22 protein-coding genes are annotated in these 25,892 nt (G+C 72.0%); 8 read left to right on the top strand and 14 right to left on the bottom strand.

What is annotated here, in order from left to right; genetic code table 11:
* The coding region (locus tag FM119_RS13945) for a hypothetical protein (protein WP_179205336.1) at positions 1–453 on the top strand (453 nt) is incomplete at its 5' end.
* Positions 454–467: 14 nt separating this feature from the next.
* Here the strand turns inward: FM119_RS13945 and FM119_RS12805 are convergent.
* Positions 468–1,784 carry an MFS transporter gene (locus tag FM119_RS12805; protein WP_087138551.1) on the bottom strand — a complete coding sequence of 439 codons (1,317 nt, stop codon included), beginning with the start codon at positions 1,782–1,784 and terminating at the stop codon, positions 468–470.
* A gap of 143 nt (positions 1,785–1,927) precedes the next feature.
* Between FM119_RS12805 and purU the strand changes: the two genes are divergently transcribed.
* From purU to FM119_RS13940, 3 genes are all read left to right on the top strand, one after another.
* Positions 1,928–2,794, top strand: a complete 867-nt coding sequence (gene purU, locus FM119_RS12800) for a formyltetrahydrofolate deformylase (RefSeq protein ID WP_087138550.1) — start codon at positions 1,928–1,930, stop codon at positions 2,792–2,794.
* 65 nt (positions 2,795–2,859) lie between these two features.
* Positions 2,860–3,216, top strand: coding sequence for a YrdB family protein (locus FM119_RS12795; protein ID WP_245827500.1), 357 nt, complete (start codon positions 2,860–2,862; stop codon positions 3,214–3,216).
* A 109-nt stretch (positions 3,217–3,325) separates the two neighbouring features.
* Complete coding sequence (locus FM119_RS13940) at positions 3,326–3,832, top strand: hypothetical protein (protein ID WP_087138548.1); 507 nt, start codon at positions 3,326–3,328, stop codon at positions 3,830–3,832.
* Positions 3,833–3,973: 141 nt separating this feature from the next.
* Here the strand turns inward: FM119_RS13940 and FM119_RS12785 are convergent, their stop codons facing one another.
* Together FM119_RS12785 and FM119_RS12780 are read right to left on the bottom strand one after the other, a co-directional pair.
* A complete protein-coding gene (locus FM119_RS12785; protein ID WP_087138547.1) occupies positions 3,974–5,068 on the bottom strand; it encodes a hypothetical protein in 1,095 nt (364 codons plus the stop codon).
* A 3-nt stretch (positions 5,069–5,071) separates the two neighbouring features.
* Positions 5,072–7,093: a S8 family serine peptidase gene (locus FM119_RS12780; protein ID WP_179205335.1), complete on the bottom strand. Its 2,022-nt coding sequence runs from the start codon at positions 7,091–7,093 to the stop codon at positions 5,072–5,074.
* Between the two features lie 190 nt (positions 7,094–7,283).
* Between FM119_RS12780 and FM119_RS12775 the strand changes: the two genes are divergently transcribed.
* The 3 genes from FM119_RS12775 (at position 7,284) to FM119_RS12765 (ending at position 8,590) form a co-directional block, all read left to right on the top strand.
* Positions 7,284–7,733, top strand: coding sequence for a GNAT family N-acetyltransferase (locus tag FM119_RS12775; protein ID WP_087138554.1), 450 nt, complete (start codon positions 7,284–7,286; stop codon positions 7,731–7,733).
* 3 nt (positions 7,734–7,736) lie between these two features.
* Positions 7,737–8,030, top strand: a complete 294-nt coding sequence (locus tag FM119_RS12770) for an MGMT family protein (RefSeq protein ID WP_087138545.1) — start codon at positions 7,737–7,739, stop codon at positions 8,028–8,030.
* 134 nt (positions 8,031–8,164) lie between these two features.
* Positions 8,165–8,590 (top strand): hypothetical protein, encoded by a 426-nt coding sequence (locus FM119_RS12765; protein ID WP_087138544.1) that lies wholly within the window; start codon positions 8,165–8,167, stop codon positions 8,588–8,590.
* A 6-nt stretch (positions 8,591–8,596) separates the two neighbouring features.
* Here FM119_RS12765 and FM119_RS12760 read toward each other — a convergent pair whose 3' ends face one another.
* The 8 genes from FM119_RS12760 to sucC form a co-directional block, all read right to left on the bottom strand.
* Positions 8,597–10,414 carry an ABC transporter ATP-binding protein gene (locus FM119_RS12760; RefSeq protein WP_087138543.1) on the bottom strand — a complete coding sequence of 606 codons (1,818 nt, stop codon included), beginning with the start codon at positions 10,412–10,414 and terminating at the stop codon, positions 8,597–8,599.
* Positions 10,411–12,321 (bottom strand): ABC transporter ATP-binding protein, encoded by a 1,911-nt coding sequence (locus FM119_RS12755; RefSeq protein WP_420845592.1) that lies wholly within the window; start codon positions 12,319–12,321, stop codon positions 10,411–10,413. The genes FM119_RS12760 and FM119_RS12755 overlap by 4 nt, the downstream gene beginning before the upstream one ends.
* A gap of 346 nt (positions 12,322–12,667) precedes the next feature.
* On the bottom strand, positions 12,668–14,266 hold the full coding sequence (gene purH, locus FM119_RS12750; RefSeq protein WP_087138542.1) for a bifunctional phosphoribosylaminoimidazolecarboxamide formyltransferase/IMP cyclohydrolase: 1,599 nt from the start codon (positions 14,264–14,266) through the stop codon (positions 12,668–12,670).
* A 15-nt stretch (positions 14,267–14,281) separates the two neighbouring features.
* Positions 14,282–14,902, bottom strand: coding sequence for a phosphoribosylglycinamide formyltransferase (purN, locus tag FM119_RS12745; RefSeq protein WP_087138541.1), 621 nt, complete (start codon positions 14,900–14,902; stop codon positions 14,282–14,284).
* Positions 14,903–14,911: 9 nt separating this feature from the next.
* On the bottom strand, positions 14,912–16,150 hold the full coding sequence (locus FM119_RS12740; protein ID WP_087138540.1) for a cell division protein PerM: 1,239 nt from the start codon (positions 16,148–16,150) through the stop codon (positions 14,912–14,914).
* A gap of 271 nt (positions 16,151–16,421) precedes the next feature.
* The gene (locus tag FM119_RS12735) at positions 16,422–17,351 is read right to left on the bottom strand and encodes a nuclear transport factor 2 family protein (protein ID WP_087138539.1); all 930 of its coding nucleotides are present in this window, start codon (positions 17,349–17,351) and stop codon (positions 16,422–16,424) included.
* A 207-nt stretch (positions 17,352–17,558) separates the two neighbouring features.
* On the bottom strand, positions 17,559–18,452 hold the full coding sequence (gene sucD, locus FM119_RS12730) for a succinate--CoA ligase subunit alpha (RefSeq protein ID WP_087138538.1): 894 nt from the start codon (positions 18,450–18,452) through the stop codon (positions 17,559–17,561).
* Between the two features lie 27 nt (positions 18,453–18,479).
* Positions 18,480–19,643 carry an ADP-forming succinate--CoA ligase subunit beta gene (gene sucC / locus FM119_RS12725; protein ID WP_087138537.1) on the bottom strand — a complete coding sequence of 388 codons (1,164 nt, stop codon included), beginning with the start codon at positions 19,641–19,643 and terminating at the stop codon, positions 18,480–18,482.
* Positions 19,644–19,848: 205 nt separating this feature from the next.
* Here sucC and FM119_RS12720 point away from each other — a divergent pair, with 205 nt between their 5' ends.
* Positions 19,849–20,643 (top strand): oxygenase MpaB family protein, encoded by a 795-nt coding sequence (locus FM119_RS12720; protein WP_087138536.1) that lies wholly within the window; start codon positions 19,849–19,851, stop codon positions 20,641–20,643.
* A gap of 145 nt (positions 20,644–20,788) precedes the next feature.
* On the opposite strand, the gene FM119_RS12715 is transcribed toward FM119_RS12720, so the two are convergent.
* From FM119_RS12715 to FM119_RS12705, 3 genes are read right to left on the bottom strand one after another with little or no spacing between them, the layout of a single operon-like run.
* Positions 20,789–22,375, bottom strand: coding sequence for a hypothetical protein (locus FM119_RS12715; protein ID WP_087138535.1), 1,587 nt, complete (start codon positions 22,373–22,375; stop codon positions 20,789–20,791).
* On the bottom strand, positions 22,357–23,220 hold the full coding sequence (locus FM119_RS12710) for an ABC transporter ATP-binding protein (protein WP_087138534.1): 864 nt from the start codon (positions 23,218–23,220) through the stop codon (positions 22,357–22,359). The genes FM119_RS12715 and FM119_RS12710 overlap by 19 nt, the downstream gene beginning before the upstream one ends.
* A gap of 41 nt (positions 23,221–23,261) precedes the next feature.
* Complete coding sequence (locus FM119_RS12705; RefSeq protein ID WP_087138533.1) at positions 23,262–25,691, bottom strand: ATP-dependent helicase; 2,430 nt, start codon at positions 25,689–25,691, stop codon at positions 23,262–23,264.
* Positions 25,692–25,892 lie beyond the last annotated feature (201 nt).

Here is a 25,892-nt window from a genome sequence, read left to right as displayed (position 1 = left end):
GGTGATCCGGGCGAGCTCGTCGCCGTCGACGGCGACGAGCTCGCCCGGATCACCGCCGACCCCTCCGGCGCCTACATCACCGAGGCGCTCGTCGTCCCCTCGGGACGCGCGGTGACGATGACGGCGGTGCAGACCGAGGACGGCGCGGCATCCCCGCTCGCCGAGACGACGTTCGAGCTGCCCGACGCGCCGAGCGGGTGGCTGTGGTACCTGGCGGAGGGCGGCGCCGTCACGGGCGCCGTGCACGTCACCGGCGTGCCCGGGGCTGCTCTGCATATAGACATCGACGGGGCCGCGGCGGGCGAGGGCTCCCTCGACGCGACCGGCGCGGCGCGCATCGCCTTCGCCGGCGCCGCGAACGGAGCCGTCGCGCAGCTCACCGTCTCCTATGCCGACGGCGACCGGGTGGGCCCGTCGGCGTCCGCCGAGCTGCAGCTCGGGCCGCGGCCCTGACCCACGTCCCGCCCTCAGGCGCGGCGGCGGGCCGCCAGGACGGCGGACACGACGACGCAGCCCACGCCGATGAGCAGCAGAAGCAGGTAGGACCACGGCAGCGCGGCCAGTCCGCCCCCGGCCAGGATGAGCGAGCCCACGAGCGCGCCGCCCCCGATGCCGATGTTGAACGCCGAGGTGTAGAACGCGCTCGCGATGTCGCGCATCGCGTCGGAGGAGGTGGTCAGCATGCGGGTCTGCAGCATCGGCGGCAGGGCGCCGAACCCGACGGCCCAGAGGCCGAAGGCCAGGACGGTGCCGAGCGTTCCGCCGAGTCCGGTCGCGAGCACGACGAGCCCCAGCGCCATCGCCGCGGCGACGACGACGATCCCGCGCAGCGGCCGCCGGGCGAGGACGGTGCCGGAGAGGGCGAGGCCGAGCAGGCCGGCGACGCCGTAACCGAGCAGCCACAGGCTGATCTGGCTGTCGGGCACACCGAGCTCCGCCGTCAGGAACGGCACGATGTAGGTGTACAGCACGTAGTGGCCGACGATCGCCGCCGCCACACCCGCGCAGAGCACCAGCACGGGCAACAGGGTCCGGTCCCGCGGCGCGCCCCGGTCACCGGCCGTGTCCGTCGCGGCACGCGGCGTCGCGGCGACCGGCGGCAGGACGAGGACGATCAGCACGGCGCACGCCAGCAGCAGCACGCCGATGACCGCGAACACCCACCGCCAGCCGACCAGCTGGCCGGCGAAGGTCGCCACCGGCACACCGGCCACGAACGCCATCGACCCGCCCGCGAGGGTGATCGACACAGCCGTGCCGATGCGCTCCGGGGTGACCAGCCGCGCCGCGTACGCTGCGACGAGGGACCAGAACACGCCGTGCGCCATCCCGCCGAGCACCCGCACGGCCACGATCCAGCCGTAGTCGGGCAGCAGGGCGGTGACCCCGTTGGCGAGGCCGAGCACGACCACGACCGCGAGCAGCAGGCGGCGCCGGGCGACACGGGAGGTCAGCGCCATGACCGGGGTCGCGGTCACGACGACCGTGAACGCGAACACGGTCACGAGCAGCCCGACCTGCGACTCCGTCACGGCCAGGTCAGCGCTCATCTGCGGCAGCAACCCCATCGGGAGCGTCTCGGCCGTGATGGAGAGGAAGACGGCCACCGACAGCACGACGAGCCCCGCGAGCGGGAATCGCCCGTCGGGGCGGGCGGGGCCGGACGGGTCCCCGCCGGACGAGGCGGTGGCGCGCGGCAGCCGGCGTGCGGCGGCGTCGGGGAGAGGGGCGGTGCCCTGGCCGTTCGCGGACGCAGCGGAGGACGAGGAGAGAGGAGTGGTCATCGGTGGAGAACCCAACGACGTGGCGTTCACCCGGCACCGACACGGTCCGGGTTCGACTACGCGCCCGTGTGCGCGCCCAGGGCCGGAGAGTCGCACCGACCGTCGATCAGTGTATTCGACGCCGAGCCAACTAATGTAGGTGGGTGACCAGTACCCCTTCCCACACCCAGCACTGGGTGCTCACCTTCGTCTGCCCCGACCAGCCGGGAATCGTCCACGCCGTGAGCGGCGCGATCGTCGCCGCCGCCGGCAACATCACCGAGTCGCAGCAGTTCTCCAGCGCCGACACGGGACGCTTCTTCATGCGCCTCCAGGTGCAGACCGCCGCCAGCCGCGATGAGCTCGCCGCGACGATCCTGCCCGTCGCGGAGCACTACGACCTGGACTGGGCACTCGACGAGGTCGGTCGTCCGATCCGCACGCTCATCCTCGGCTCGACGGCGCAGCACTGCGTCAACGACCTGCTGTTCCGCCAGCGTGCAGGGCAGCTGCCGATCGACGTCCCGCTCATCATGGCCAACCACGACAACCTCCGGCCCCTGGCGGAGTTCTACGGCGTGCCGTTCCGCTCCCAGGCGGTCACGGGTGCGGAACAGAAGGCGGCGTTCGAGCGCGCGGTCGTCGAGGCGGTCGAGGAGCACGACATCGAGCTCGTCGTGCTCGCCCGCTACATGCAGATCCTCTCGCCCGAGCTGTGCGCCTTCCTCGAGGGCCGCGCGATCAACATCCACCACTCCTTCCTACCGGGCTTCAAGGGCGCCAACCCCTACCGCCAGGCGCACGCGCGCGGCGTGAAGCTGATCGGCGCGACGGCGCACTTCGTCACGAGCGACCTGGACGAGGGGCCGATCATCGAGCAGAACGTCGTCAGGGTCGACCACTCGAACACCCCGGCCGAGCTCATCGCGATCGGCCAGGACGAGGAGAGCCTGACCCTGCGCCAGGCGGTGCGCTGGTTCGCCGAGCACCGTGTGCTGCTGGACGGCCAGCGGACGATCATCTTCCGCTAGACGGCGATAGGGGCGGGGCGCGCACGGCGACCGGTCGGCGCGCGGGTAGCGGGTAGACTGTGTCGGTGCCTGCTGCTCCCTCCCCCGCGCCGCGCGGATCGATCGTCGACGTCCTCCGTGTCCTCATCGAGTTGATCGCCGTGGTCGTCCTCGCCGTCTGGGGGTTCAGCGAGTGGGCGTTTCCGCTGAACATCGTCGTCGGGCTCGGCGCCCCCGTGCTGGCGGTACTGCTGTGGGCCCTGTTCCTGTCGCCCCGTCCCGTCCTGCGGACGGAGCTGTACCTGCGCAGCCTGGTCGAGATCGCGCTCTACGTGGCGGCGGCCGCGGCCCTGTGGTCGCTCGGGCTGCCGGTCGTCGCGGTCGTGTACCTGCTCGTCGCCTCGGCCCTCGGGCTCTGGAGCGGACTGCGTCGCCTGCGCTGAGGCCCATCCGCACCATTCCGCCTTGCCGGCCGTCCCAGTGGAGCGTCTATGCTCGTGCAGGGGGAACTCTGTGCTTTCCCCGCCACCGACACGACGATGGAGACCAGACATGTCGAACGCCCGCATCCGCAACGGACTCACGCTGGGCGCCCTCGCCCTGGCTGCGCTCGCGCTGACCGGCTGTAGCCCCGCCGGCTCGAACGACGCAGCAGAGACGACCGCCCCCGAGGCCACCACCGCTCCCGCCGAGACGACAGCCCCCGAGGCCGCCACCGAGGAGCGCAGCACCGCCGAGGCGTGCAGCATCCTCCAGGAGGACCTCTCCGAGTCCGCGACCGTCCTGCAGAGCGGGATGAGCGAGCTCAGCACCGACCCGACCGCGGCGGTCGGCGCACTCGAGGACTTCAAGGCCGACCTCGACCAGACCATCTCGACGCTCGGCAACGACGAGGTGGCCGACGCCGCCGGGAGCTTCAGCGAGTACTTCGGCACCCTCATCGAGAACACCAAGACCCTCAGCGAGGACCCCAACGACACCGAGGCGATGGAGAGCCTGCAGGGCCTGATCAGCGACTCGTCGTCGATCTCCGAGGACCTCACCAAGGTCTGCGGCTAGCACGACCGCGCGGACGGGGCCCGACCCCGACCGCAGACGTCGAGGGGCGGGACGCATCAGCGTCCCGCCCCTCGACGTCTGCGGGTCCGGCGTCGCGCCGGGAGCGGGCCCGCCCGTGGGTACCGTCGGGGCCGGCCCGCCTCAGCCCGTCGGGGCGGGGTCGAGGGCGACGAGGGTCAACGGCCCGTCGTCACCGAAGCGGACGGCGGCGACGTAGCGCTCGGTCCGGCTCACTCCGGACCAGGTGACCCCGACCGACCGCTCGGAGGCCGGCCCCGCGCCGAGGTCAGAGGTGTCGACCCGGAGAGCAGGCCCCTCCGCTCCCCCATCATCGTCGCCGTCGTCGGCCGCGGCCCAGGCCTGCTCGACGAGGACGTCACCCGTGCCGGACTCGATCACCGTGCGAAGCACATAGCGCCCTGCAGGGGGCGAGGGGACGTCGATGATCCCCTCGGCATCCGCCGACCAGCTCATGACCGGCTCGGCCAGATCGTTGAGCCGGTACAGCTCGATCCGAGCGCTCACACCCGGCGCGACGCTGCGGAGGGCGAGCCGACCGGCCATGATCCCCCGCGGAACGGCGATCGGCGTGTCCGTCACCGTTCCCGCCGCACCGCTCGCCGTGGCGGCGTCTGTGTCGGCCCCGGTCGGCCGCACCGGCGTCAGTGGCGTCACGGCCGATCGCTGGGATTCGACGGCCACGCCGTCGGACAGTCGGACCGGCACCGTCGTGCTGCCCTCCCCGGTCGGGGCGGACACGCGGGGCGGAGAGGATGCCGCGACGGCCGTGGCGGCCACGGGCAGCGCACCCCGGATGCCCTTCGGGCCCTCCCAGCGGATCGCCCCCGTGCGGGAGTCGTCAAACGCCGCGTCCGTGCGAGCGAGGCTGAGCGAGACGGTGACGCTCTGTCCCTCGTCGAGGATGGCCGTCGCCGGCTCCACCGCGAGCCGGAATCCGGCGGGCTGCTCCGTGTCGAAGCGGTAGGTGCCCGCCGTGGTCGCCGTCAGCGTCCGTCGCACCGTTCGCTCGTCGGTCAGATCGCCGACCGCGACCGAGGGCAGGTTGAGCTCCGATGCGCTGACGGCCGACTGTCCGTCGGCGAGCTCGGCTTCCTCGAGCAGGCCGAGTCCCGCCCGGTAGGCGTCCCAGTCCTGCTCGCCCGCGTCGACGACGAGGCCGGGTTCGAGCATCGCCAGCGGATCCACGATCCCGCCGCCCTGCTCCAGAGCGGACACCGGTCAGTCGCCGTCGGGCCGATGCGCGGGGTCGGCGGTGCTCACCAGCGCCGACTTGATCGCGGCAGGGCTCGTCCGCGGCTCTCGGCCGAGCACCAACGCCGCGAGGCCGGCGATGTGCGGTGCCGCCATCGACGTCCCCGACATGGCCGCGGCGGCCGGTCGCTCACCGCTCGCGTTCGCCGTCGCGGAGAAGATGCCCGTTCCCGGCGCCGCGACGTCGGGTTTGAGGACGTCGGCCGCCGCGCCCTGCGCGGGACCCCGCGAGGAATCGGAGCGGATCGTGCCGGGGGCCGGCGCGGGCATGCTCGTCGTGTTTCCCCGTTCGATGGTGGCGACGGGGTCGCCCTGCGCCGCCGCGCGCTTCATCGACGTACGGTATCGGACGGGCAGGTTCACCGTGGGCACGGCCGACTCCCCCACCTCCGTCGGACGCTCGTCGACGTTGAGCGCGACAAGGGCGACGCCGCCGGCACGGGCGACCTCGTCGGCCATCGCTTCGATCGAGTCGCTCCCCCTGCGCTCGCACACGACGACGGCGCCGTCGGTGTCGTCGGGACGCAGTGAACCGGGTGCGCAGTTGATCGCGCGTTTCCCGTCGCCGATGAACGGGGCGAGTTGAAGGGGTCCGCTCAGAGTGCCGCTCTCGGGAACGCTGACGGAGCTGCCTGGCATCGCCTGCGTCGGGCTGAGGCGCACCGTCGCCTGGTCCAGCTCGCCAACGGACGCCGCAACGGTCGTCACCCACGGTGCCGTGTTGCTGACCCCTCCGGAACGCGGCCCCCCGTTGCCCGCCGCCGCGGCGACGAACACCCCGGCGTTGCTCGCCCCGAGGAACGCCTCATCGACGGCGGACAGCGCGACGCCCTTCTCCGGCGGGGCGCCGACCGAGTAGTTGATGACGTTGACCCCGTCGGCGACGGCCTGCTCCACTCCGGCGATGATCGCGCTGCTCGGGCAGGCGTCGTCGCCGGTCGAGCTCGGGTCCGGCCCGCTCCAGCACACCTTGTACGCCGCGATCTTCGCCGCGGGGGCGACCCCGGCGATCTGTTGGCTCTGCTCGGCGACCCGGGCCGTGGTGGGACGGCCGGCCGCGATCGCCGCCGTGTGCGATCCGTGCCCCGACCCGTCCCGGGGAGACCGGTACTCGCCGACGTCCGCGTCGCCGAGTTCGGCCGTGTCGATGCCGTCGAGGAAGGCCCTGGCTCCGACCAGGGTCTGCGAGCAGTCGTCGGCGTCGAACTGCTCCCCCGCCTCGCACCGACCGCGGAACTCGCCGCCGTCGGCCTTGCGGTAGACGATCTCGTCACCGTCGCGGTAGGGCTCGTCGCCGGGGCTGCTGCTGAGCGCATCGCCGGCGAAGGAGGGGTTCTCCGGCGCGATTCCCGAGTCGAGCACGCCGATCACGACCCCCTCGCCCGCGGCGCTCGCGCCGCCAAGCCGGTCCCAGACCCCTCCGTAGCCGGAGAGGTTGAGCGCCTCGGCGGAGGGCGCCGCCTGAACGTGGCTGATCCGGTCGGGCTCGAGGTCGGCGACCCGGGGATCCGCGCGGAGGGCCGCGGCCTGCGCCGCGCTCAGCTCCGCGGTGAACCCGTTCATCGTGAGCGAGAACGAGCGCTCGATGCCGACCCCTGCCGCGTCGGCCACGGCGTGCTGCCGCGCACGCCGCTCCCCCGCTCGCACCGATGGGGACGAGCGCTCCACGCCGATCCGCCGCGTCTCCGTCTCGGCGACATCGACGAGGCGAACGATGTAACGGCCGGCCGCGGGCCCTGCCGCATCGGGCGTGACCGCCAGCGGGGCGATCGACACCGGCGCGACCGACACCGGCGCGGCAGCGACCGGGGACGCCCCGATCAGTGCGACGACGACCGCCGCGGTCGTTCGGCCGATCCGGCCGGGGGCGACCACCACCCGTGCCGCAGACCCCGGAGCAGGGGTGGCGCCTGCCACGGGCACCGCTTCGGAGCGGGCGAGGTGCGCGGGAGAGGAACGGGACGAAGGGGTGCGGAAGAGACGGCTCACGGTGTCCTCGGGTTCGGTACTGGCGACGAGTGCACTCGGGGGCGCGTGCGACGAAAACCTATCCGATCCCGTGGCGAAGCTGAGCGTCACTCACATTAGCCTGTCAGTCGATCGCGCCGATGCCCGCAGTGGCACCGACCCCGGGCGGGACGCCCTACCCAGCACCGCTCGGAGCGGTTAGCCTGTGGGCATGAGCGAACTGCGCATCGAAGCACTCTCCGCACGGACAATCGTCGCGGTCAACGCCCTGTCGCTGAAGCCGGGGCAGGAGCAGTTCGTCACGCCCGTGTCCTACTCTGTCGCTGCGGCCGTCACCGACCCGCGGACCTCGTGGCAGCGTGTCGTCCTCGACGGCGACGAGGTGCGGGCGTTCATCCACGGCAACTTCGACCCGTCGGCGGAGGCACCGTTCTCCAGCATCCTCTGGCGCGTCAACGTCGACGCCGACGTGCAGGGCAGGGGCGTCGGCCGCTTCGCCGTGCACGCCCTCGCCGACGAGGCCCGGTCGCGGGGCATCGAGGTCCTGCACGTCATCTACGAGCCGGGCGAGCTCGGACCGGAGTCGTTCTTCACCCGTCTCGGCTTCACCCCCGTGGGAGAGACCGAGTACGGCGAGGTCATCGCGCGCTACTCGCTCTGACCGGTGGACGAGGACTTCATCGAGGGCGTCCACGCGGTCGTCGAGGGCGTTCCCCCCGGCCACGTCATCGCGTACAGCCAGGTCGCAGCACTGATCGGCTCGCGCTCGGCCAGGGGTGTCGGGAGGGTGATGCGGTACTACGGCTCAGCGCTGCCCTGGTGGCGCGTCGTGCGCAGCGACGGTGTCGTTCCCGCGGAGAGGGCGGCGCGCGCCGCAGCCCACTACGACGCGGAGGGCACCCCCTACACGGTCACGGCCAACGGACTGCGCCTTGGTCGCGCAGCGTTCACCGACTGAGCTCGACGTCACGTCCCTGCAAGCCGCCCCGTCCAGCGGGATGACGCGCGGCTCCGCCTCGAGATGGACGCCGCGGCATGAACCGGGGCTTATCGTTGAGTGAACCACCGACATCACACCCCCGGAGCACCACGATGACCACACGACGCATCGCCCCCATTCTGCTCGGGGTGGCGGCGATCCCGGTCACGCTCGGGCTGTCCGGGTGCAGCGCGTTCGAGCCGCTGCTCGGCGGCGGATCCACCTCGGCCGTGTACCGCTCCACCGACGCGTTCGCCGACGCCGCCGAGAAGGCGGGCACGAGCGTCCCCGATTGGGTGACCGCCGACGCGACGACGATCAGGGTCGTGTACCGCGACCACGGCGCGATCCTCATGACGACGCCCGCGTCCGACCTGGCCGGCTGCACCGACAACGGCACGACCGTCGAGGCGCCGTTCATCGACAGCTGGTGGCCGCTCGAGCCGCCCGCGACGGCGAAGGACTGCCCCGGCGACTGGGTCGTCTTCACCGAGGGGTCGTCGAGCTACGGCTACACGACCGGGTCCGTCCGGCACTGACACCGGTCACACGAGCGATTCCCTCCACGCCGCGTGCAACCGGGCGAACCGCCCGTCGCCGCCGATGAGCTCCGCGGGGGTGCCGTCCTCGACGACACGACCGCGCTCCATGACGAGCACCCGGTCGGCGATCGCCACGGTCGACAGCCGGTGCGCGATGATGACGGCGGTGCGATCGGCGAGCAGCGTCTGCAGGGCGCGCTGGACCTCCCGCTCGCCGGGGATGTCCAGCGAGGCGGTCGCCTCGTCGAGGATCAGCACGCGGGGGTCGGCGACGAACGCCCTGGCGAAGGAGATCAGCTGACGCTGACCGGCCGACACACGGCCACCGCGCTTGTTCACCTCGGAGTCGTAGCCGTCCGGCAGAGCCCTGATGAACGGGTCGGCACCGACGGCCGTCGCGGCCGCCACGATCTCGTCCCTCGTCGCGTCCGGCCTGCCGAGCGCGATGTTGTCCGCGACGGTCCCGCTGAACAGGTAGGCCTCCTGGGTGACCATGACCACGTCGCGGCGCAGCTCCTCACCGCGCAACCGCGACAGCGGCACGCCGTCGAGCAGGACCTCCCCCTCCACCGGGTCGTAGAAGCGCGCCAGGAGCTTCGCGAGCGTCGTCTTGCCGGCCCCGGTCGAGCCGACGAGGGCGACCGTCTGTCCCGCGGGGATCGTCAGGTCGATGCCGGGGAGGATGTCGGGGCCCCCGCCGTAGCCGAAGCGGACACGGTCGAACACGAGCTCCCCCCTCACCGTCTCGGGGCGAAGCGGTTCGCTCGGCTCGGGAACGCTGGGCCTCTCCTCCAGCACGCCGGAGATCTTCTCCAGGGCCGCGGCCGCCGACTGGTAGGAGTTGTAGAACATCGCCATCTCCTCCATGGGGTCGAAGAAGCGCCGCGCGTACAGGACCGCCGCGAGCAGGGCTCCGATGGCGAGCTGGCCGTCGACGAGCCGGATCCCTCCGGCGACGAGCACCGCGGCGACCGTGACGTTCCCGATGAGGACGAGACCAGGGTCGAACACGCCGAAGAGCTGGATGACGCGGGCGTTCACGTGACGGTAGTCCTCGACCCTGTCGCCGAACTCGTCGCGGTTGCGGCGCTGCGCCCTGAACGCCTTGACCGCCCTGATCCCCGTCATCGTCTCGACGAAGGTGACGATGAGCCGGGCCGACGCCACCCTGCTCAGGCGGAACATCGCCTGCGAGCGGAGCTGGAACCAGCGCACGAGCACGGCGAGGGGAAGCAGGGCGACGAGGATGACCAGTGCGCTCGGCGCGTCCGTGAGGATGAGGGCACCCGCGGTGAAGGCCATGAACAGCACGCCACCGACCAGCTGGTTGAGGCCGGAGTCCAGCAGCTCGGTGATCGAGTCCAGGTCGCTGGTCTGGCGCGAGATGATCCTGCCGGAGGTGTAGCTCTCGTGAAAGTCCAGGCTGAGTCGCTGCGTCTGCGCGAACACGCGCAGCCGCAGGTCGAGCATGACCGCCTGCGAGAGCGTGGCCATGAGCACCGTGAACCAGCTGAGCAGGACCGCCCCGACGATCGCCGCGACGGCGTAGACGGCGACGATGACGGCGACCGGAGCCCAGTCGGCGTCCTCGACGACCGCGGGCAGCCCCCTGTCGATGCCGAGCGCGAGCAGCGCCGGCCCGGCGACCTGCGCCGCCGTGGAGACGACGATCACCGCGATCGCCAGAGCGACGCGGCCGCGCACCGGTCGCACGAGCTCGCCGAGCAGCCGGATCGAGCGCCGACGGATCGCCGCCGACTCGGCCCTGCTCAGGTCCTCGCGCTCCTCGCCGCTGACCCCGTGCACGCTCTGGCCGCTCATCGCCGCCCCTCCTCGTCGTCAACGTGTGATGCGAGTCGCCCCGTATCCGGTGCGCTCGACCGCCCCGCCCGTGCGGCCTCGTCGCCCGCCTCGTCGTCCAGGCTGGACAGCACGGCGCGGTACCGGGCGCTGGCGGCCATCAGCTCCGCGTGGGTGCCGACCGCCGCGACGCGGCCGCCGTCCAGAAGCGCCACCCGGTCGGCGAGGGCGACGGTCGACGGCCGGTGCGCCACCACGAGCGCCGTCGTCCCCCGCAAGCGGGTGCGCAGTTCGGCGGTGACGCGCGTCTCGGTGTCGACGTCGAGCGCCGACAGCGGGTCGTCCATCACCAGGACGGAGGGCGCTGCCGCCACCGCGCGGGCGAGGGCGAGCCGCTGCCGCTGCCCGCCGGAAAGGCTGAGCCCCTCCTCGCCGACCTCGGTGTCCCGCCCCTCGGGGAGCTCGTCGACGAAGTCGGCCTGGGCGATGCGCAGGGCCTCGTCGAGCACGCGCTCACCCTCCGCCCCGCGCTCGTCCAGCTCCGGACGGCCCAGGAGCACGTTGTGCCTGACGCTCGCGCTGAACAGGGTCGCGTCCTCGAAGGCCATCGCCACCTCGGTGCGCAGCTGCTCGAGGGTGAGGTCACGGATGTCGACGCCGTCCAGCTCGATCCGCCCCGCGTCGACATCGTGGAACCGGGTCACGAGCGCGGTCAGCGTCGTCTTTCCCGACCCGGTCAGGCCGACGAGCGCCATCGTCTCTCCCGGGCGCACGTCGAGGTCGACGCCGTCGAGCAGCGCGGGCTCCGACCGCCCCGCGTCCGGGTACCGGAAGCGCACCCCGCGGAAGCGCAGCGCGCCCGTCGCCCCGCGGGGCGCGAACGGACGGGCCGGGTCCTCCGGGTCGTCGATGCTGACGGGGGCGTCCATCACCTCGAAGTAGCGGTCGACCGCGGTCCGGGTGTCGAAGGTCATCGACAGCAGGAACCCGACCGACTCGAGCGGGAAGCGCAGGATCGCCGCCGTGGCGAAGAAGGCGAACAGCTCGCCGACGCTCAGCTGGCCGTCGGCGGCCAGCCAGACCCCCGCGAGCAGGCAGAGCGCGAAGGCCAGGTCGGGCAGCATCACGAGCCAGCGGAGGATACCGGCCACCGCTCTGGCCTTCGACTCCTCCGTGCTCCTCAGCTGGTCCGCCTGGACGCGGAACCGCGCCAGCGCGAACGGCCCCCGCCCGAACGCCTTGAGCACGCGGATTCCGTGCACGGACTCCTCGACGGCCGTCGCCAGGTCGCCGCTCTGGTCCTGCCCCCGCCGTGCCAGGACCGAGTAGCTCTTCTCGAAGCGGAACCCGATCACCCAGATGGGCAGGCACATGACGAGAAACACCGCGCCGAGCACGGGACTCCAGGTGAACAGCACGACGGCGCCGATGACGACCGTCACGACGTTCACCACGAGCAGGACGAGTCCGAACGACAGCCACCGCCGGATGAGGCCGAGGTCACTCACGGCACGGGAGAGGAGCTGACCCGACTGCCACCGGTCGTGGAAGGCCACGGGCAGCCGCTGAAGGTGGGCGAACAGCGCGTTGCGCATCGACGCCTCCACGACGGTGCCGGGGGTCAGCACCAGCCAGCGTCGGAGCGCGATGAACACCGCCTCGGCCACGCCCAGCCCGAGCACCAGCCCGCCGGCCGCCCAGATCTGGGCGATGTCACCGCTGGCGAGCGGGCCGTCGATGAGGGACTCGAGGACGAGGGGGATGCAGAGGGTCACAACGCCGGCCGCGAGGGCGGCGACCATGCCGAGCGCGAGGCGCGGCATCGCCGGCCTGGCGAAGGGGATGAGGCGGGCGAGAGTGCGGACGGTGCCCTGGCTCGCGGGAGAGGTCGAGGGAACGGGGTGGGCGGATGACGCGTCAGAGGTCACGAAAAGCCTGTCGAGCAATGCCGCGTCGAAACAGCGGCGAACGGATGAGGGGGTGGTGGCGGACGGGCCGGAGGCGGCCGCGCGTCCTAGTGCGACACGTGCGGGCGGCGGGCGCCGAGCAGGACGGTCGCGATGCCAGGGCCAAAGGCTGTGGTGTTCGGCATGTCGACCTCCTCATCTGTTGTCGTCCCTGAGGGAACGCTCATTGAGCCTAGACGCAGCGAGCCCGTCGGGGCAAGGGGAGCGTCGGATCGGCGTGGGGCGGGACGACCGCGCCCCGCGGCACGGAGCCGCGGGGCGTTAGGGGACGGATCGATGCGGACGGCGCGCCCGCGAACGACGCGGATCAGTGGAAGAAGTGACGCTCCCCGGTGAGGTACATGGTCACCCCCGCGGCGGACGCCGCCTCGATGACCTCGTCGTCGCGCACCGAGCCGCCCGGCTGGACGACCGCGGACACGCCGGCGTCGAGCAGGATCTGCAGCCCGTCGGCGAAGGGGAAGAACGCGTCGCTCGCCGCGACGGACCCCGTGGCGCGGTCCCCCGCCCTGGTGACGGCGAGCCGCGACGAGTCGACGCGGTTCACCTGCCCCATGCCGACACCGACGGAGGCCCCGTTCTTGGCCAGCAGGATCGCGTTGGACTTCACCGCGCGCCCCGCTCGCCAGGCGAAGGCCAGGTCGGCTGCGGTGTCCTCGTCCGCCGGCTCCCCGGCGACGAGACGCCAGCTCGCGGGGATCCCGGTCTCGTCCAGGTCGAAGCGGTCCGCGTCCTGGACGAGGAACCCGCCGGAGATCTGCCGGATCTCGCGCGGCTCCCTGGCGAATCCGGCCGGAAGCTCGAGCAGTCGCAGGTTCTTCTTCGTCGCGAGAACCTCCAGTGCCGCCGGCTCGAAGCCCGGCGCGACGAGCACCTCGGTGAAGATCTCCTTCACCTGCTCCGCCATGGCCAGGGTGACGATCCGGTTGGCCGCGATGACACCGCCGAACGCCGACACGGGGTCGCACTCGTGGGCGCGCCGGTGCGCGCTGGCGATGGCGTCGGGCGCGCTGCGCTTGGCGACGGCGATCCCGCAGGGGTTGGCGTGCTTGATGATGGCCACGGCGGGCTCGGCGAAGTCGTAGGCGGCGCGGAGGGCCGCGTCGGCGTCGACGTAGTTGTTGTAGCTCATCTCCTTGCCGTGCAGCTGGGTCGACTGCGCGATGCCCGCGCCGGCGCTCCGACGGTACAGCTCGGCGCTCTGGTGCGAGTTCTCGCCGTAGCGCAGCGTCTGGGCGAGCTCGGCGCTCACGCTGAGCACCGGGGCGCCCTGACCCGCCTGCTCGGCGAACCACCCGGCGACGGCGGCGTCGTAGGCGGCGGTGTGCGCGAAGGCCTCCGCCGCGAGCGCCCTCCGCTCGGCCAGGTGCAGGCCGCCGTTGGTCTGCAGCGACGAGATCACATGCGCATAGCGCTCCGGGGAGACGACGATCCCGACGCTCGGGAAGTTCTTCGCCGAGGCACGGACCATCGCCGGACCGCCGATGTCGATCTGCTCGACCACGTCGTCGCCCTCGGCTCCGGCGGCCACCGTCTCGACGAACGGGTACAGGTTGACCACGACGAGCTGGAACGGGTCGATGCCGAGCTCGGTCAGCTGGGACTCGTGCGCCTCGAGCCGCAGGTCGGCGAGGAGCCCGGCGTGCACGGCCGGGTGCAGCGTCTTGACCCGGCCGTCCAGCGACTCGGGGAAGCCGGTCACGGCGGACACGTCCGTCACCGGGAGCTGCGCGTCGCGGATCGTCTGGGCCGTCGACCCCGTGGAGACGATCTCGACACCGGCACGGTGCAGGGCCTCGGCGAGCTCGAGCAGGCCGGTCTTGTCGCTGACCGACAGCAGCGCCCTCCGGATCGGGACGAGATCACGCTGGCGGTACTGGGAGGGGTCGCGACGGGGACCGGCCATGGGAGGGCTCCTTGCTTAGCGGTGTGGGTGACGGGCCTGGCTTGCGGGGGCTGCGGGGTCGGAGAGGTCGATGTCGCCGTCGGCGATCCGGCGCACCGCGTCGATGAGCAGACGGCGCTCGACCGGCTTGATGCGCTCGTGGAGGGAGTCCTCCGTGTCGCCGGGCAGGACGTCGACGCGCTCTCGCACGATGATCGACCCGGTGTCGACGCCGCTGTCGACGACGATGATGCTCGCGCCGCTGCGGTCCGCCCCTGCCGCGAGCGCGTCGCGCACGGCGTGGGCGCCGGGGAACTCGGGCAGGTAGGCCGGGTGGGTGTTGATCAGGCGCGGCGCGTAGGCCTCGACGACCGAGGGAGGAAGCAGCCGCATCAGCCCGCTGAGCACGACGAGGTCGGGGGCGAAGCGGTCGATCGCGTCGCGGAGCGCCTCGCCCCAGTCGGCACGGCTCGGGTACGCGGAGTACGGGACGGTGAACACCGGGATTCCGGCGGCCGTCGCATGTGCGAGTCCCGCCGCATCCCTGTCGGCACCGACCGCGACGATTCGCGCCGGGTAGCCCGGCTCGGCGGCGGCCTCGATGAGGGCGCGCAGGTTGGATCCGGTCCCCGAGATGAGGACGACGACGCTCAGCACCCGCCCAGTCTAGCGGCCGGACGCCCCGGCGACGCCGCCCTTGACCGGTCCGACCCATGCCACGGCTCCGCCGGCCAGCACGGCGAGGGCCGCGCAACCCGCGACCGCCCAGGGGGCGGGCCCGACGTCCGCGAGAACCCCCGGCCCGATGGAGCCGGCGGCGAGCGCCGCCACGATCAGCACCACGAGCGCACTGAGCGCCGCGGAGGTGACGACGACGGCGACCCGGACGGGAACGGGGGCGACGGCCGTGGCGTCCTCCGCCGAGGCCCTCCGTCGTGCGAGCGCGGCCGCGAGCGCGCCCGCGGCGACGGGCAGGATGACGACGAGCAGGCCGAGCGGAGCGTTCCACTGCGGCACGGCTCCCAGCACGGGGACCGCGGGCAGCGGACCGAGCTGGGTCGCGATCGGTGCGACCAGCGTCCCCGTGCCGAGGGCGAAGCCAGGGCCGAGGAGCCAGGAGGCTGACCAGACCAGCAGCGTCGGCAGGTAGGCGAGGTGCACGAGCGTGACGATGATGCCGCCGACGACACCGTACTCGGTGCTCTCGTAGAGGCTGACGATCGTCGAGTACCCGGAGAGGAGCGCGAGCAGGAACCCGAGCGCGGCCAGGCCCGTCATGATCACGAGGAACACCCCCGTCGTCCGCACGGCGGCGCGGAGGACGATCGGGGCCTCGGCCGGGACGGCGCCGCGAATCCGCTCGACCGCGCGCTCGAGGACCGGCACGGCGTCGACGTCGCCGCGCGATGCCGACAGGAGGACGCCGATCACCGCGCCGAGGAGGTAGAACCCGGCCGGCGCGATCGCCGCGACGGGCATGCTCGGCCCGGCGCCGGTGACGTTCGCCGTGGAGGCGAGCAGCACAGACACGACGGCGACCACCAGGGTGCCGACGGGGATCACGGTGACCCACTGCTGCTCGACGCAGCGCCGTCCCGTCCTGACCGCCGCGAGCACGGTCCCGAGCGCGAAGCCGAGGGGGGCGAGCGAGAGCACGAAGACGCCGAGGTCCTCCGGGACGCCGAGCGTGGTCATGGTCGCCGCATCCAGTCCGATCGTGATGGGCACGCCGTGGCCGAGCAGCCACACATCGACCACGGCACGCCACACGCTCATCACATCGCCGGAGAACCCCAGCTCGGCCCCCCACACCACACCGCCGACGAGCAGCGGAACCGCGAGCCCGATGGCGACGATGACGACCGCCTCGAGGGCGGTGAGCAGGGCGAGAGTGAGTCGGTTCATCCGGGGGCGAGCCTACCGGATTCCCGCCGCCCCGCCCTGTGCGCCCGGCGTTTCCGCGCGGTGTTCTGCGCGGTGTTCCGCGCGGTGTTCCGCGCGTCGTCGTCGCGGCGTCGGCGCGGCGTTCTGCGCGCCCCCGGCGCGCCCTCGGCGGCCAGCATTCGGCGTCGGTCCTCACCCCCACCGCCTCGGTCCCGGGGGGCCGGGAGATCAGCGCGGGACGGGACGGGCGATCAGCGCGGGACGGGCGCTCAGCGCGGGACGGGACGGGCGATCAGCGCTCGTCGTCCCAGACGGTCAGCCCGCTCGCCGTCTCCGCCGGGTACTCCTGCACCGCGTCCCAGTGCTCGACGATCAGGCCGTCCGCGTCGAAGCGGAAGATGTCGATGCTGCCCGAGCCGGCCATGCCGGTCCCCGACGGGGTGAACGTCTGGACGGCCACCAGGTCGTCCTGGGCGATCGTGCGCGGGAACACGGTCGCGTCCTCGCCCGAGGACGGCGTCGCTCCGGCAAACGCCTCGACGAACGCGTCCCCTCCGTCGGCGACGAGCGGGTTGTGCTGAATGTAGGGTTCGCCGACGTAGCGGTCGACGGCGGCGGCGAACTCCGCGTCGTTGAAGGCCGTGTCGAGGAAGGCGAGGGCGTTCGACCGGTTGCGCTCGCGCTGCTCGTCCGTCGTCGCGGTCCGCTCCGTCGTGCCGTCGACCATGGTGTGACCGTTGGCGCTGTCCTCCGGCACCTCCTGGACGGCGTCCCAGTGCTCGGCGATCCGGCCGTCGGAGACCCGGAAGATGTCCATGACCGCGCTGCCCCGCGCGCCCGGCCCGGGAACCATGTGGGACTGGACCAGGACGAGCTCGCCCTCGGCCACGACCCGGGCGATGTCGACCCTCAGCTCGGGGACGGAGTCGAGGTAGGAGCCGATCCCCTCGACGAAGCCGTCGGCGCCACCGGGGACGGCCGGGCTGTGCTGGATGTAGTCGTCGTCGAGGTAGCGCTCAGCCGCGGCCCGGTAGTCGCGGTCCACGAAGGCCTGGGTGACGAAGTCCGTCACCAGCTCGGCGTTCGCGGTCGTCTGCTCGGAGGCCTCCCCCGCCCCCTCCGGCGCGGAGCTCGTCGTCGCCGTCCCCGCACCGGACGCCGAGCATCCGGCGAGAGTGAGGAGTCCGGCCGCGATGAGCGCCGCTGTGGTCGTGCGTGTCATTGTTCCCCCTGGGGTCTCGTGCGTACGAGAACGTGAGCCGTCCTCGACATCGGAAACCCCGCCCCCGCCGGCGACTATTCCGACGCCCCGCCGCTCCACGGGGAGCACGGAGACGAACGGAGGGCCCACCCCGCGGGGTGGACCCTCCGTTCGTCTCCGTGCGACCGCCGACGCGGTCCGCCGACGATCAGCGCGGGACGAGGACGATCAGTCGAGTCCGGCGATGATCTCGCGCATGAGCGCGGCCGCCTCGCTCGGCGTCTTGCCGACCCGTACGCCCGCGGCCTCGAGCGCCTCCTTCTTGGCCTGGGCGGTCCCGGCCGAGCCGGACACGATCGCCCCCGCGTGCCCCATCGTCTTGCCCTCGGGAGCGGTGAAGCCGGCGACATAGCCGACCACCGGCTTCGTCACGTTCGCCGAGATGAACTCCGCCGCACGCTCCTCGGCGTCCCCTCCGATCTCGCCGATCATCACGATCGCCTTCGTCTCGGGGTCCGCCTCGAACGCGGCGAGCGCATCGATGTGCGTCGTGCCGATGATCGGGTCGCCGCCGATGCCGATGGCCGTCGAGAAGCCGATGTCGCGCAGCTCGAACATCATCTGATAGGTCAGCGTCCCCGACTTGGAGACGAGACCGATGGGCCCGGCGCCCGTGATGTTCGCCGGCGTGATGCCGACGAGCGACTGGCCCGGCGTGATGATGCCGGGGCAGTTCGGCCCGATGATCCGGGTCTTGTTGCCCTTCTGCTCGGCGTAGGCCCAGAACTCGGCGGAGTCGCCGACCGGGACGCCCTCGGTGATGATCACCAGGAGCGGGATCTCGGCGTCGATCGCCTCGATCACCGCGTCCTTGGTGAAGGCGGGCGGGACGAAGGCGATCGAGACGTCCGCCCCCGTCTTCTCGATGGCCTCGGCGACCGTGCCGAAGACGGGGAGCTCGACCCCACCGTCGTGGCTGACGGTCGTGCCCGCCTTGCGCGCGTTGACGCCGCCGACGACGTTCGTGCCCGCCTTGAGCATCAGCGCGGTGTGCTTGGTTCCCTCACCGCCGGTGATGCCCTGGACGATGACCGTGGAATCCTTGTTCAGGAAGATAGACATTCGTGAAATTCCTCTACGTCTTCAGGCTCAGCGGGCGGCCAGCTCGGCGGCCTTGTCGGCACCCTCGTCCATGGTCTGGGCGAGCGTGATGAGGGGGTGGTCGGCGGCGGCGAGGATCGCTCGCCCCTCGGCCACCTTGTTGCCGTCGAGCCGCACGACGAGCGGCTTCGTCGCGTTGTCGCCGAGGATCTCGAGCGCCGACACGATGCCGTTCGCGACGGCGTCGCAGGCTGTGATGCCACCGAAGACGTTGACGAAGACGCTGCGGACCTGCTCGTCACCGAGGATCACGTCGAGGCCGTTCGCCATCACCTGCGCCGAGGCGCCGCCACCGATGTCGAGGAAGTTCGCCGGCGTGACACCGCCGTGTCGCTCGCCCGCGTAGGCGACCACGTCGAGCGTGGACATGACCAGCCCGGCGCCGTTGCCGATGATGCCGACCTGGCCATCGAGCTTGACGTAGTTGAGGTCGTTCTCGGCGGCCTTCGCCTCGAGAGGGTCGGCGGCGTCGCGGTCCTCGAGCTCGGCGTGCTCCGGGTGGCGGAAGCCGGCGTTCTCGTCGAGGGACACCTTGCCGTCGAGGGCGATGATGTCGCCCTCCTCCGTCAGTACGAGCGGGTTGACCTCGACCAGGGTCGCGTCCTCGCCGCGATAGACGTCGTACAGGGTGACGAACACCGGTGCGACGCGGTCGACGAGGTCCTCGGGGAACCCGGCAGCCCGGGCGATCTCCGCGGCCACCGACTCGGTGATCCCCGTCAGGGGGTCGACGGCGATGCGGGCGAGGGCCTCGGGCTTCTCGACGGCGAGCTGCTCGATCTCCATGCCGCCCTCGACGCTGGCGAGCGACAGGTAGCTGCGGTTGGCCCTGTCCAGCAGGACGGAGAAGTAGAACTCGCGGGCGATGCGGGCACCGCCGGCGACCATCACGCGCTTCACGACGTGGCCCTTGATGTCGAGCCCGAGGATGGCCTCGGCCGCGGCCTCCGCCTCGTCGGGGGTCTTTGCCACCTTCACGCCACCGGCCTTGCCCCGACCGCCCGTCTTGACCTGAGCCTTGACCACGACGACGCCGCCGAGCTTCTCGGCCGCCGCCCTGACCTCTGCGGGGCTCTCGGCGACGATGCCCGGAAGGACAGGGACGCCGTACTTCTCGAACAGGTCACGCGCCTGATATTCGTATAGATCCACGTTGGGTTCCTCACCACGTCTTGATGGTTGTGTTCACGACGATCCCGACGGCGACTGTTGCTCACCGTCGAGAAAAGTACCGCCCCCGACTCTACCCGCCCGAGGGCGCCACCCACGACCGACCGGCGCGGACTGTGCGGGAAGACGGAGGGGCGCACGCCGCCGACGGAGTCCCCGCGCACGCGGGCGAACCTACGATGGGGTCATGGACCCGTTCTCCCGCATCGCGAGCGAGGGCGTTCTCCTCGTCGGCGGCGCCGCGGCGATCCTGCTCCAGGTGTCCCACCCCCTCGTCGCCGCCGGCGTCGCCGAGCACAGCGACTTCCGGCGCGACCCCGTCGCACGCCTGCGCGGAACGCTGGGATACGTGTACGCCCAGGCGTCCGGCGACGCCGAGCTTGCCGCGGCGACGACGGCACTCGTCGCCCGAGCGCACGCCCCCGTGCGCCGCGAGCACTCGGACGCCCGCCCCGGCTACAGCGCCGATGACCCCGAGCTGCAGTTCTGGGTCGTCGCCACCCTCTACCGCACCGCCGACGTCATCGCGCGCGCCGTGCTCGACCCGCTCGACGAGGCGGAGGCCGACGCCGTCTACGCCGGCTACGCCCGGCTCGGCACCGCGCTGGGCATGCCGGCCGAGCGCTGGCCGTCCGACAGGGCAGCGTTCCAGCGCGAGTGGACGGCGCAGCTGTCGCGGCTGAGCGTCGGCGACGAGGCGCGGGGCATCGCCCGCGACCTGCTCCACCCCGAACGACCGCTGCTCCTGCGCCCGCTCATGCCACTGGTCAGGCTCGTGACACCCGCCCTCCTCCCGACGGGTCCGCGCCGGGAGTTCGGGCTCCGCCACGGTCCCGTCCGCGCGCGCATCGTGCACGCGGGGGCGCGGGCGATGCGGGTGCTCTGGCCGCGTCTGCCCCGTACCGTGCGGACGCTGCCGCAGCGGATCGTGCTGCGGGGTCTGCGCCGCCACCTCGCCGGCAGGTCCGCGCCACTCGGCTGACGGAATGACCATCGGCTCCGCCATCGCGGGCGTCACGCTCGTCGCGATCGTCATCCCCCTTGTCCCGGGCCTCGACACGGCGCTCGTGCTCCGTTCCTCCATCGCGAGGTGACGCGCGGTCCCCGGGATCGGGCGGTCAGAGTGGTCAGGCGTTCATCGAGGTCAGGCGCGCGAGCAGTTCGGGGCCCTTCCGGTCCAGCACGCGCCCGCCGACGACGACCCCGATCACGAGCAGTGCGGGCGCGAGGACGATCGCGACCACCACGGTCGTGACCAGCGCCGCGGTCGAGCCCGTCACCATCGCGATGATCCCCGGCACCACCACCGGGGCGGTCACGACGAGCAACGCGACCATGACGACGAGGCTGAGCAGCAGGCTGATCCCCGCCGACCCCGGCGGAGTCGAGAACGGGCTGTCGCTCGGCTTCTGCACCGGCATCACCACCGCGGCCGAGCTGACGGCCGAGATGCCCACCCCGGCGAACAACACCGTCAGCGAGATGGCCAGCAACGGCACGGCGTCCGCACCGTCCCCGCCGACGAGCGCCGACACCACCACGACCACGACCGTCAGCGGGATGCCGAGGACGAGCCCCGCCGCGGCGCGACCCCACCGGTCGTCCCTCCCGCGGACGGAGCGGGTCAGGTGCGCGGCGAAGGCGCTGCCGTCGTAGGAGACGTCGGTGTACATCGTCAGCGCGAGCATGGCCGCGACTAGCGGCCCGGCCAGCGGGATCATGAAGCCGCTCGGGCCGACCGAGCCGAGCGCGAGGAAGAGCACGGGCAGCGCGACGACGGACACGAGCTGACGGGAGTACCGGGGGTCCTTGAACCAGTAGATGAGCGCCCGCGCCGCGATCGCGCCCGCCACCGTCGCGGGGACCACGTCGAACAGCCCGGCGCCGCTGCGCGACCTCGTCCGGGTCGACGCGGTCGCCGGCCGACCGAGCGAGGCGATGGTGACGCGCTTCCAGGCCAGGGCCAGCAGCGCGATCACCGCGAGGCAGAGCAGCAGCCGCAGCAGCGCCACACCCCCGTGCCCTGCCGCGACGTCCGCGGGGATGGCCCAGGGCGCCCCGAGCGGCGTCCAGGCCAGGACCGGCGCCACGATACCGGGCAGATCGGTCAGCGACGATGCGGCGGCACCGATCAGGTTCAGAAGGGGCGCGAGCAGCACGAGGGGCACGATCACGATCAGGCCGACCACCTCGCGGAAGCGGCGGCCCGCGGCGAGCCGGTTGGCCAGGCTCGCGACCACGCGGGAGGCGATCACGCAGGTGACGACGCCGAGCGCTCCCCCGATCAGCGCGGCCAGCGCCGCGGGAAGCGACACCGTCCACGGGATGACGGTGGCCAGCACGGCGACGATCGTCACGATTCCAGGGATGCCGAGGAGGGTGGCGACGAACGCGGCCCGCAGCAGCGTGTCCGTCGCGATCGGGAGGTGGGAGAAGCGGGACGGATCGAGGACGTCATCGCCTCCGGTCCGGACGAACGGTCCGACCGTCCAGCCGAGCACGAGCAGGCTCCCGGCGATCACAAGGATGGCGTCCCGCAGGGAGGGGTCGATCTGTCCCTCCCCGACCCGCAGGGCGACGAGCCCGGCGACCGCGCCGGCCAGCAGTCCGAGGGCGTACAGACCGCCGATGATCATCCCGACGAGCTGCCAGGGGTGGCGGGAGAGCGTGTTGCCGAGGACGCGGAAGCGCAGCCTCAGGAGTTCCGCAACCATGCCGGGCCCTCCTCGCTGTGCCGGCCGCCGACGAGCTCGACGAAGCGGTCCTCGAGCGTCTGGCCCTGCCTGACCTCGTCCGTCGTGCCGGCCGCGAGGACCCTGCCCGCCGCGATCACGGCGACGTGGTCGCACATCCGCTGCACGAGGTCCATCGAATGACTGGAGACGATGACGGTCCCTCCCCCGCGCACATAGCCGGCGAGGATGTCCCTGATGTTGGCCGCGGACACCGGGTCGACGGACTCGAAGGGCTCGTCGAGCACGAGCAGGCGGGGAGCATGGATGAGGGCGCAGGCCAGCGCGATCTTCTTCGTCATTCCGGCCGAGTAGTCGGTGACGAGCTGGCCGGCGTCGGCGGTGAGGTCGAGCAGCGCGAGCAGTTCGTCGGTGCGCTCGGCGACGACCGGCCGGTCCAGTCCGGAGAGCATGCCGGTGTAGGTGACGAGTTGGCGGCCGGTCAGGCGGTCGAACAGCCGGATGCCGTCGCCGAGGACGCCGATCTGGCGCTTCGCCTCCACCGGGTGGGCCCAGACGTCGACGCCGTGGACGGCGACCGTGCCGTGGTCGGGGCGGAGCAGCCCCGTCGCCATCGAGAGCGTCGTCGTCTTGCCCGCGCCGTTGGGGCCGACGAGCCCGTAGAAGGAGCCGGTGGGGATGCTGAGCGTGATGCCGTTGACGGCGATCTTGCTTCCGAAGCGCTTGGCCAGCTCGGTGATCTGCAGCGCCGGCTCCGCGTCGGGCGCGTGGCCGACCGGGTCGGCGGGCAGGCCGGGGGCCGGAGCCACCTGCTCGCTGCGCGGGGCTCGGCCGGATACGGCGTCGTGCTGCTCGGGGGTGCTCATGGTCGTGCCTTCCTTCGCGGTCGTCTGGCCCTGGTCAGGCGTTACAGCTTGGTGATGGGGGCGATCTTGATCAGTAGCTTCTTCGCGCCGGCGGTGTCGAACTGCACGTGGGCGATGCGCTTGGTCCCGACGCCGGTGACCTGCACGACCCTGCCCTGGCCGAAGTCGGTGTGCTCGATGCGGTCGCCCGCCTCGAGCTCCAGGTCCCCGTTGTCCCTGACCTGGTTGGTCACGCGGTTGGGCCAGTCGCGCTTCTCCGTAAGCGGGCGGTTCGCGAGGGAGCCGGACGAGCCGAACCCTCCCCTCTGGGCGTTCAGCGCACGGGGCTGGGTGCCCCCGCGCGAGGTCGCGGTGCCCGGCGACTGCCGCCAGTCGATCAGCTCGGCCGGAATCTCCTGCAGGTAGCGGCTCGGCATCGCGACCGCGGTCTCGCCGAACTGAGCCCGCGTCATCGCCAGTGAGATGAACAGGCGCTTGCGCGCCCGCGTGATGCCGACGTAGAACAGCCGCCGCTCCTCGGCTGGCCCCCCCGGTTCGTTGGCGCTCATCCTGTGCGGCAGCAGGTCCTCCTCGACTCCGGTGAGGAACACCGTGTCGTACTCGAGGCCCTTCGCCGTGTGCAGGGTCATCAGCGACACGGTGCCGCTCGCGTCGTCGAGGTCGTCCGCCGCGGCGACGAGGGCCGTCTCGGTGAGGAAGTCGATGAGCCCGGAATCGGGGTTGTTCTTCTGGTACTCCTTGACGACGGCGATGAGCTCCTCGACGTTCTCCGCCCTCGCCTCGTCCTGCGGGTCCCTGCTCGTGCGGAGCGTCGTGATCAGACCGCTCCCGCTCATCAGGTGCTGCAGCACCTCGGACACCTTGCCCTCGGCGACCTGCTCGGCGGCCTCGTCGAGCAGCGCCGACAGCGAGCGGATCGCACCGGTGACCTTCGGGCCGAGGCCGAGGTCGGCGGCCCGGCGCATCGCCTCGCGGAAGCTGATGCCGTTGTCCTCGGCGAAACGGCTGAGACCGGTCTCCGTCGCGGGGCCGATGCCGCGCTTGGGCGTGTTGAGGATCCGCCGGAGCGCGAGCTCGTCGGCCGGGTTCGCGACGGCGGTCAGGTACGCCATCGCGTCCTTGATCTCGGCGCGCTCGTAGAACTTGGTCCCGCCCATGATCCGGTAGGGGATCGCCTGGCGGATGAAGATCTCCTCCAGCGCGCGCGTCTGCGCGTTCGTCCGGTAGAACACCGCCACCTGGCCGTACTCCAGTCCGTCGCGGTGCAGGCGGTCGATCTCGTCGGCCACGAACTGGGCCTCGTCGTGCCCGGAGTACCCGGTGTAGCCGACGATCTGCTCGCCGTCGCCGTCGGCGGTCCAGAGCTTCTTGTCCTTGCGGTCGAAGTTGTTGCTGATGACGGCGTTGGCGGCGGAGAGGATGTTCTGGGTCGAGCGGTAGTTCTGTTCGAGCAGGATGACCTGCGCGCCGGGAAAGTCGCGCTCGAACTCGGTGATATTGCGGATGTCGGCGCCGCGGAAGGCGTAGATCGACTGGTCCGAGTCGCCGACGACGGTGAGCGAGGCGGCCTCGTCGCCGGGACGGACGATGCCGGTGAGGGCGTCCGCGTCCGGTTCGGGGGCCCGCACCAGCTCACGGATGAGCGCGTACTGGGCGTGGTTGGTGTCCTGGTACTCGTCGACGAGCACGTGCCGGAAGCGCCGCCGGTAGACGTCGGCCACGTCGGGGAACGCCCGGAACAGGAACACCGTCTGGGAGATCAGGTCGTCGAAGTCGAACGCGTTGGCCGCGCGGAGCGTGCGCTGGTACTGCCGGAAGATCTCGACGAAGGCCGCCTCGTTGGGGTCGGAGAAGTTGGCCGTCCTCGCGAAGCTCTCGGCGTCGGCGAGCTCGTTCTTCAGCGTGGAGATCCGCGCGGACGCGTTCGCGGGGGTGAAGCCGAGCACGTCGGCGTCGAGCGACTTGATGATCCGTTTGAGGACGACCCGGCTGTCGGCGGAGTCGTAGATGGTGAAGCCCTGCGCGAAGCCGAACTTCTCGGCCTCCCGGCGCAGGATGCGCACGCAGGCCGAGTGGAACGTCGAGATCCACATGCCCTCGGCGCGGGAGCCGAGCAGAGCCTCGACGCGCTCGCGCATCTCCGACGCGGCCTTGTTGGTGAAGGTGATGGCGAGGATCTGGCTCGGCCAGGCCTCGCGGTTCTGGATGAGGCTGGCGATCCGGTGGGTGAGGACGCGGGTCTTGCCCGAGCCCGCCCCGGCCACGATCAGCAGCGCACCGGTACGCGAGACGACGGCCTCGAGCTGCTGCGGGTTGAGGCCCTCCAGCAGCGGGTCGCCGTCGCCCTCCGCAGCGCCGCGGTCCGTCGAGCCGTCCCCCGAGGGACGCGGATTCCCGTTCCGCAGGAGGTCGTCTCGGATGATGGGCGCGCTGGAGGGGCCTGTGCCTGTGCCGTCGGAGGAGCTCGTCATGTCGTTTCCAGTCTAGAGGCGGGGACCGACAGCCTCACCAGCGCGAAAGCGGGAGCACCGCTGGCTCCCCGGGCGCCGGAAGACCCCGTCAGAGCCCCCCGGCGAACCGAGTTATCCACCGTCCGACGGCGGGCATTGCAGAAAGCACCAGGGTAGAAAAGCATGGTGCGAGAAGGCCTCACTCGCCGACACCGAACTCTC

Origin of the sequence: Mycetocola reblochoni REB411, assembly GCF_900163835.1 — a bacterium.
In the GTDB taxonomy this organism is placed as follows: Bacteria; Actinomycetota; Actinomycetes; order Actinomycetales; family Microbacteriaceae; genus Mycetocola_B; species Mycetocola_B reblochoni.
This window is presented reverse-complemented; position numbering and strand designations above follow the sequence as displayed.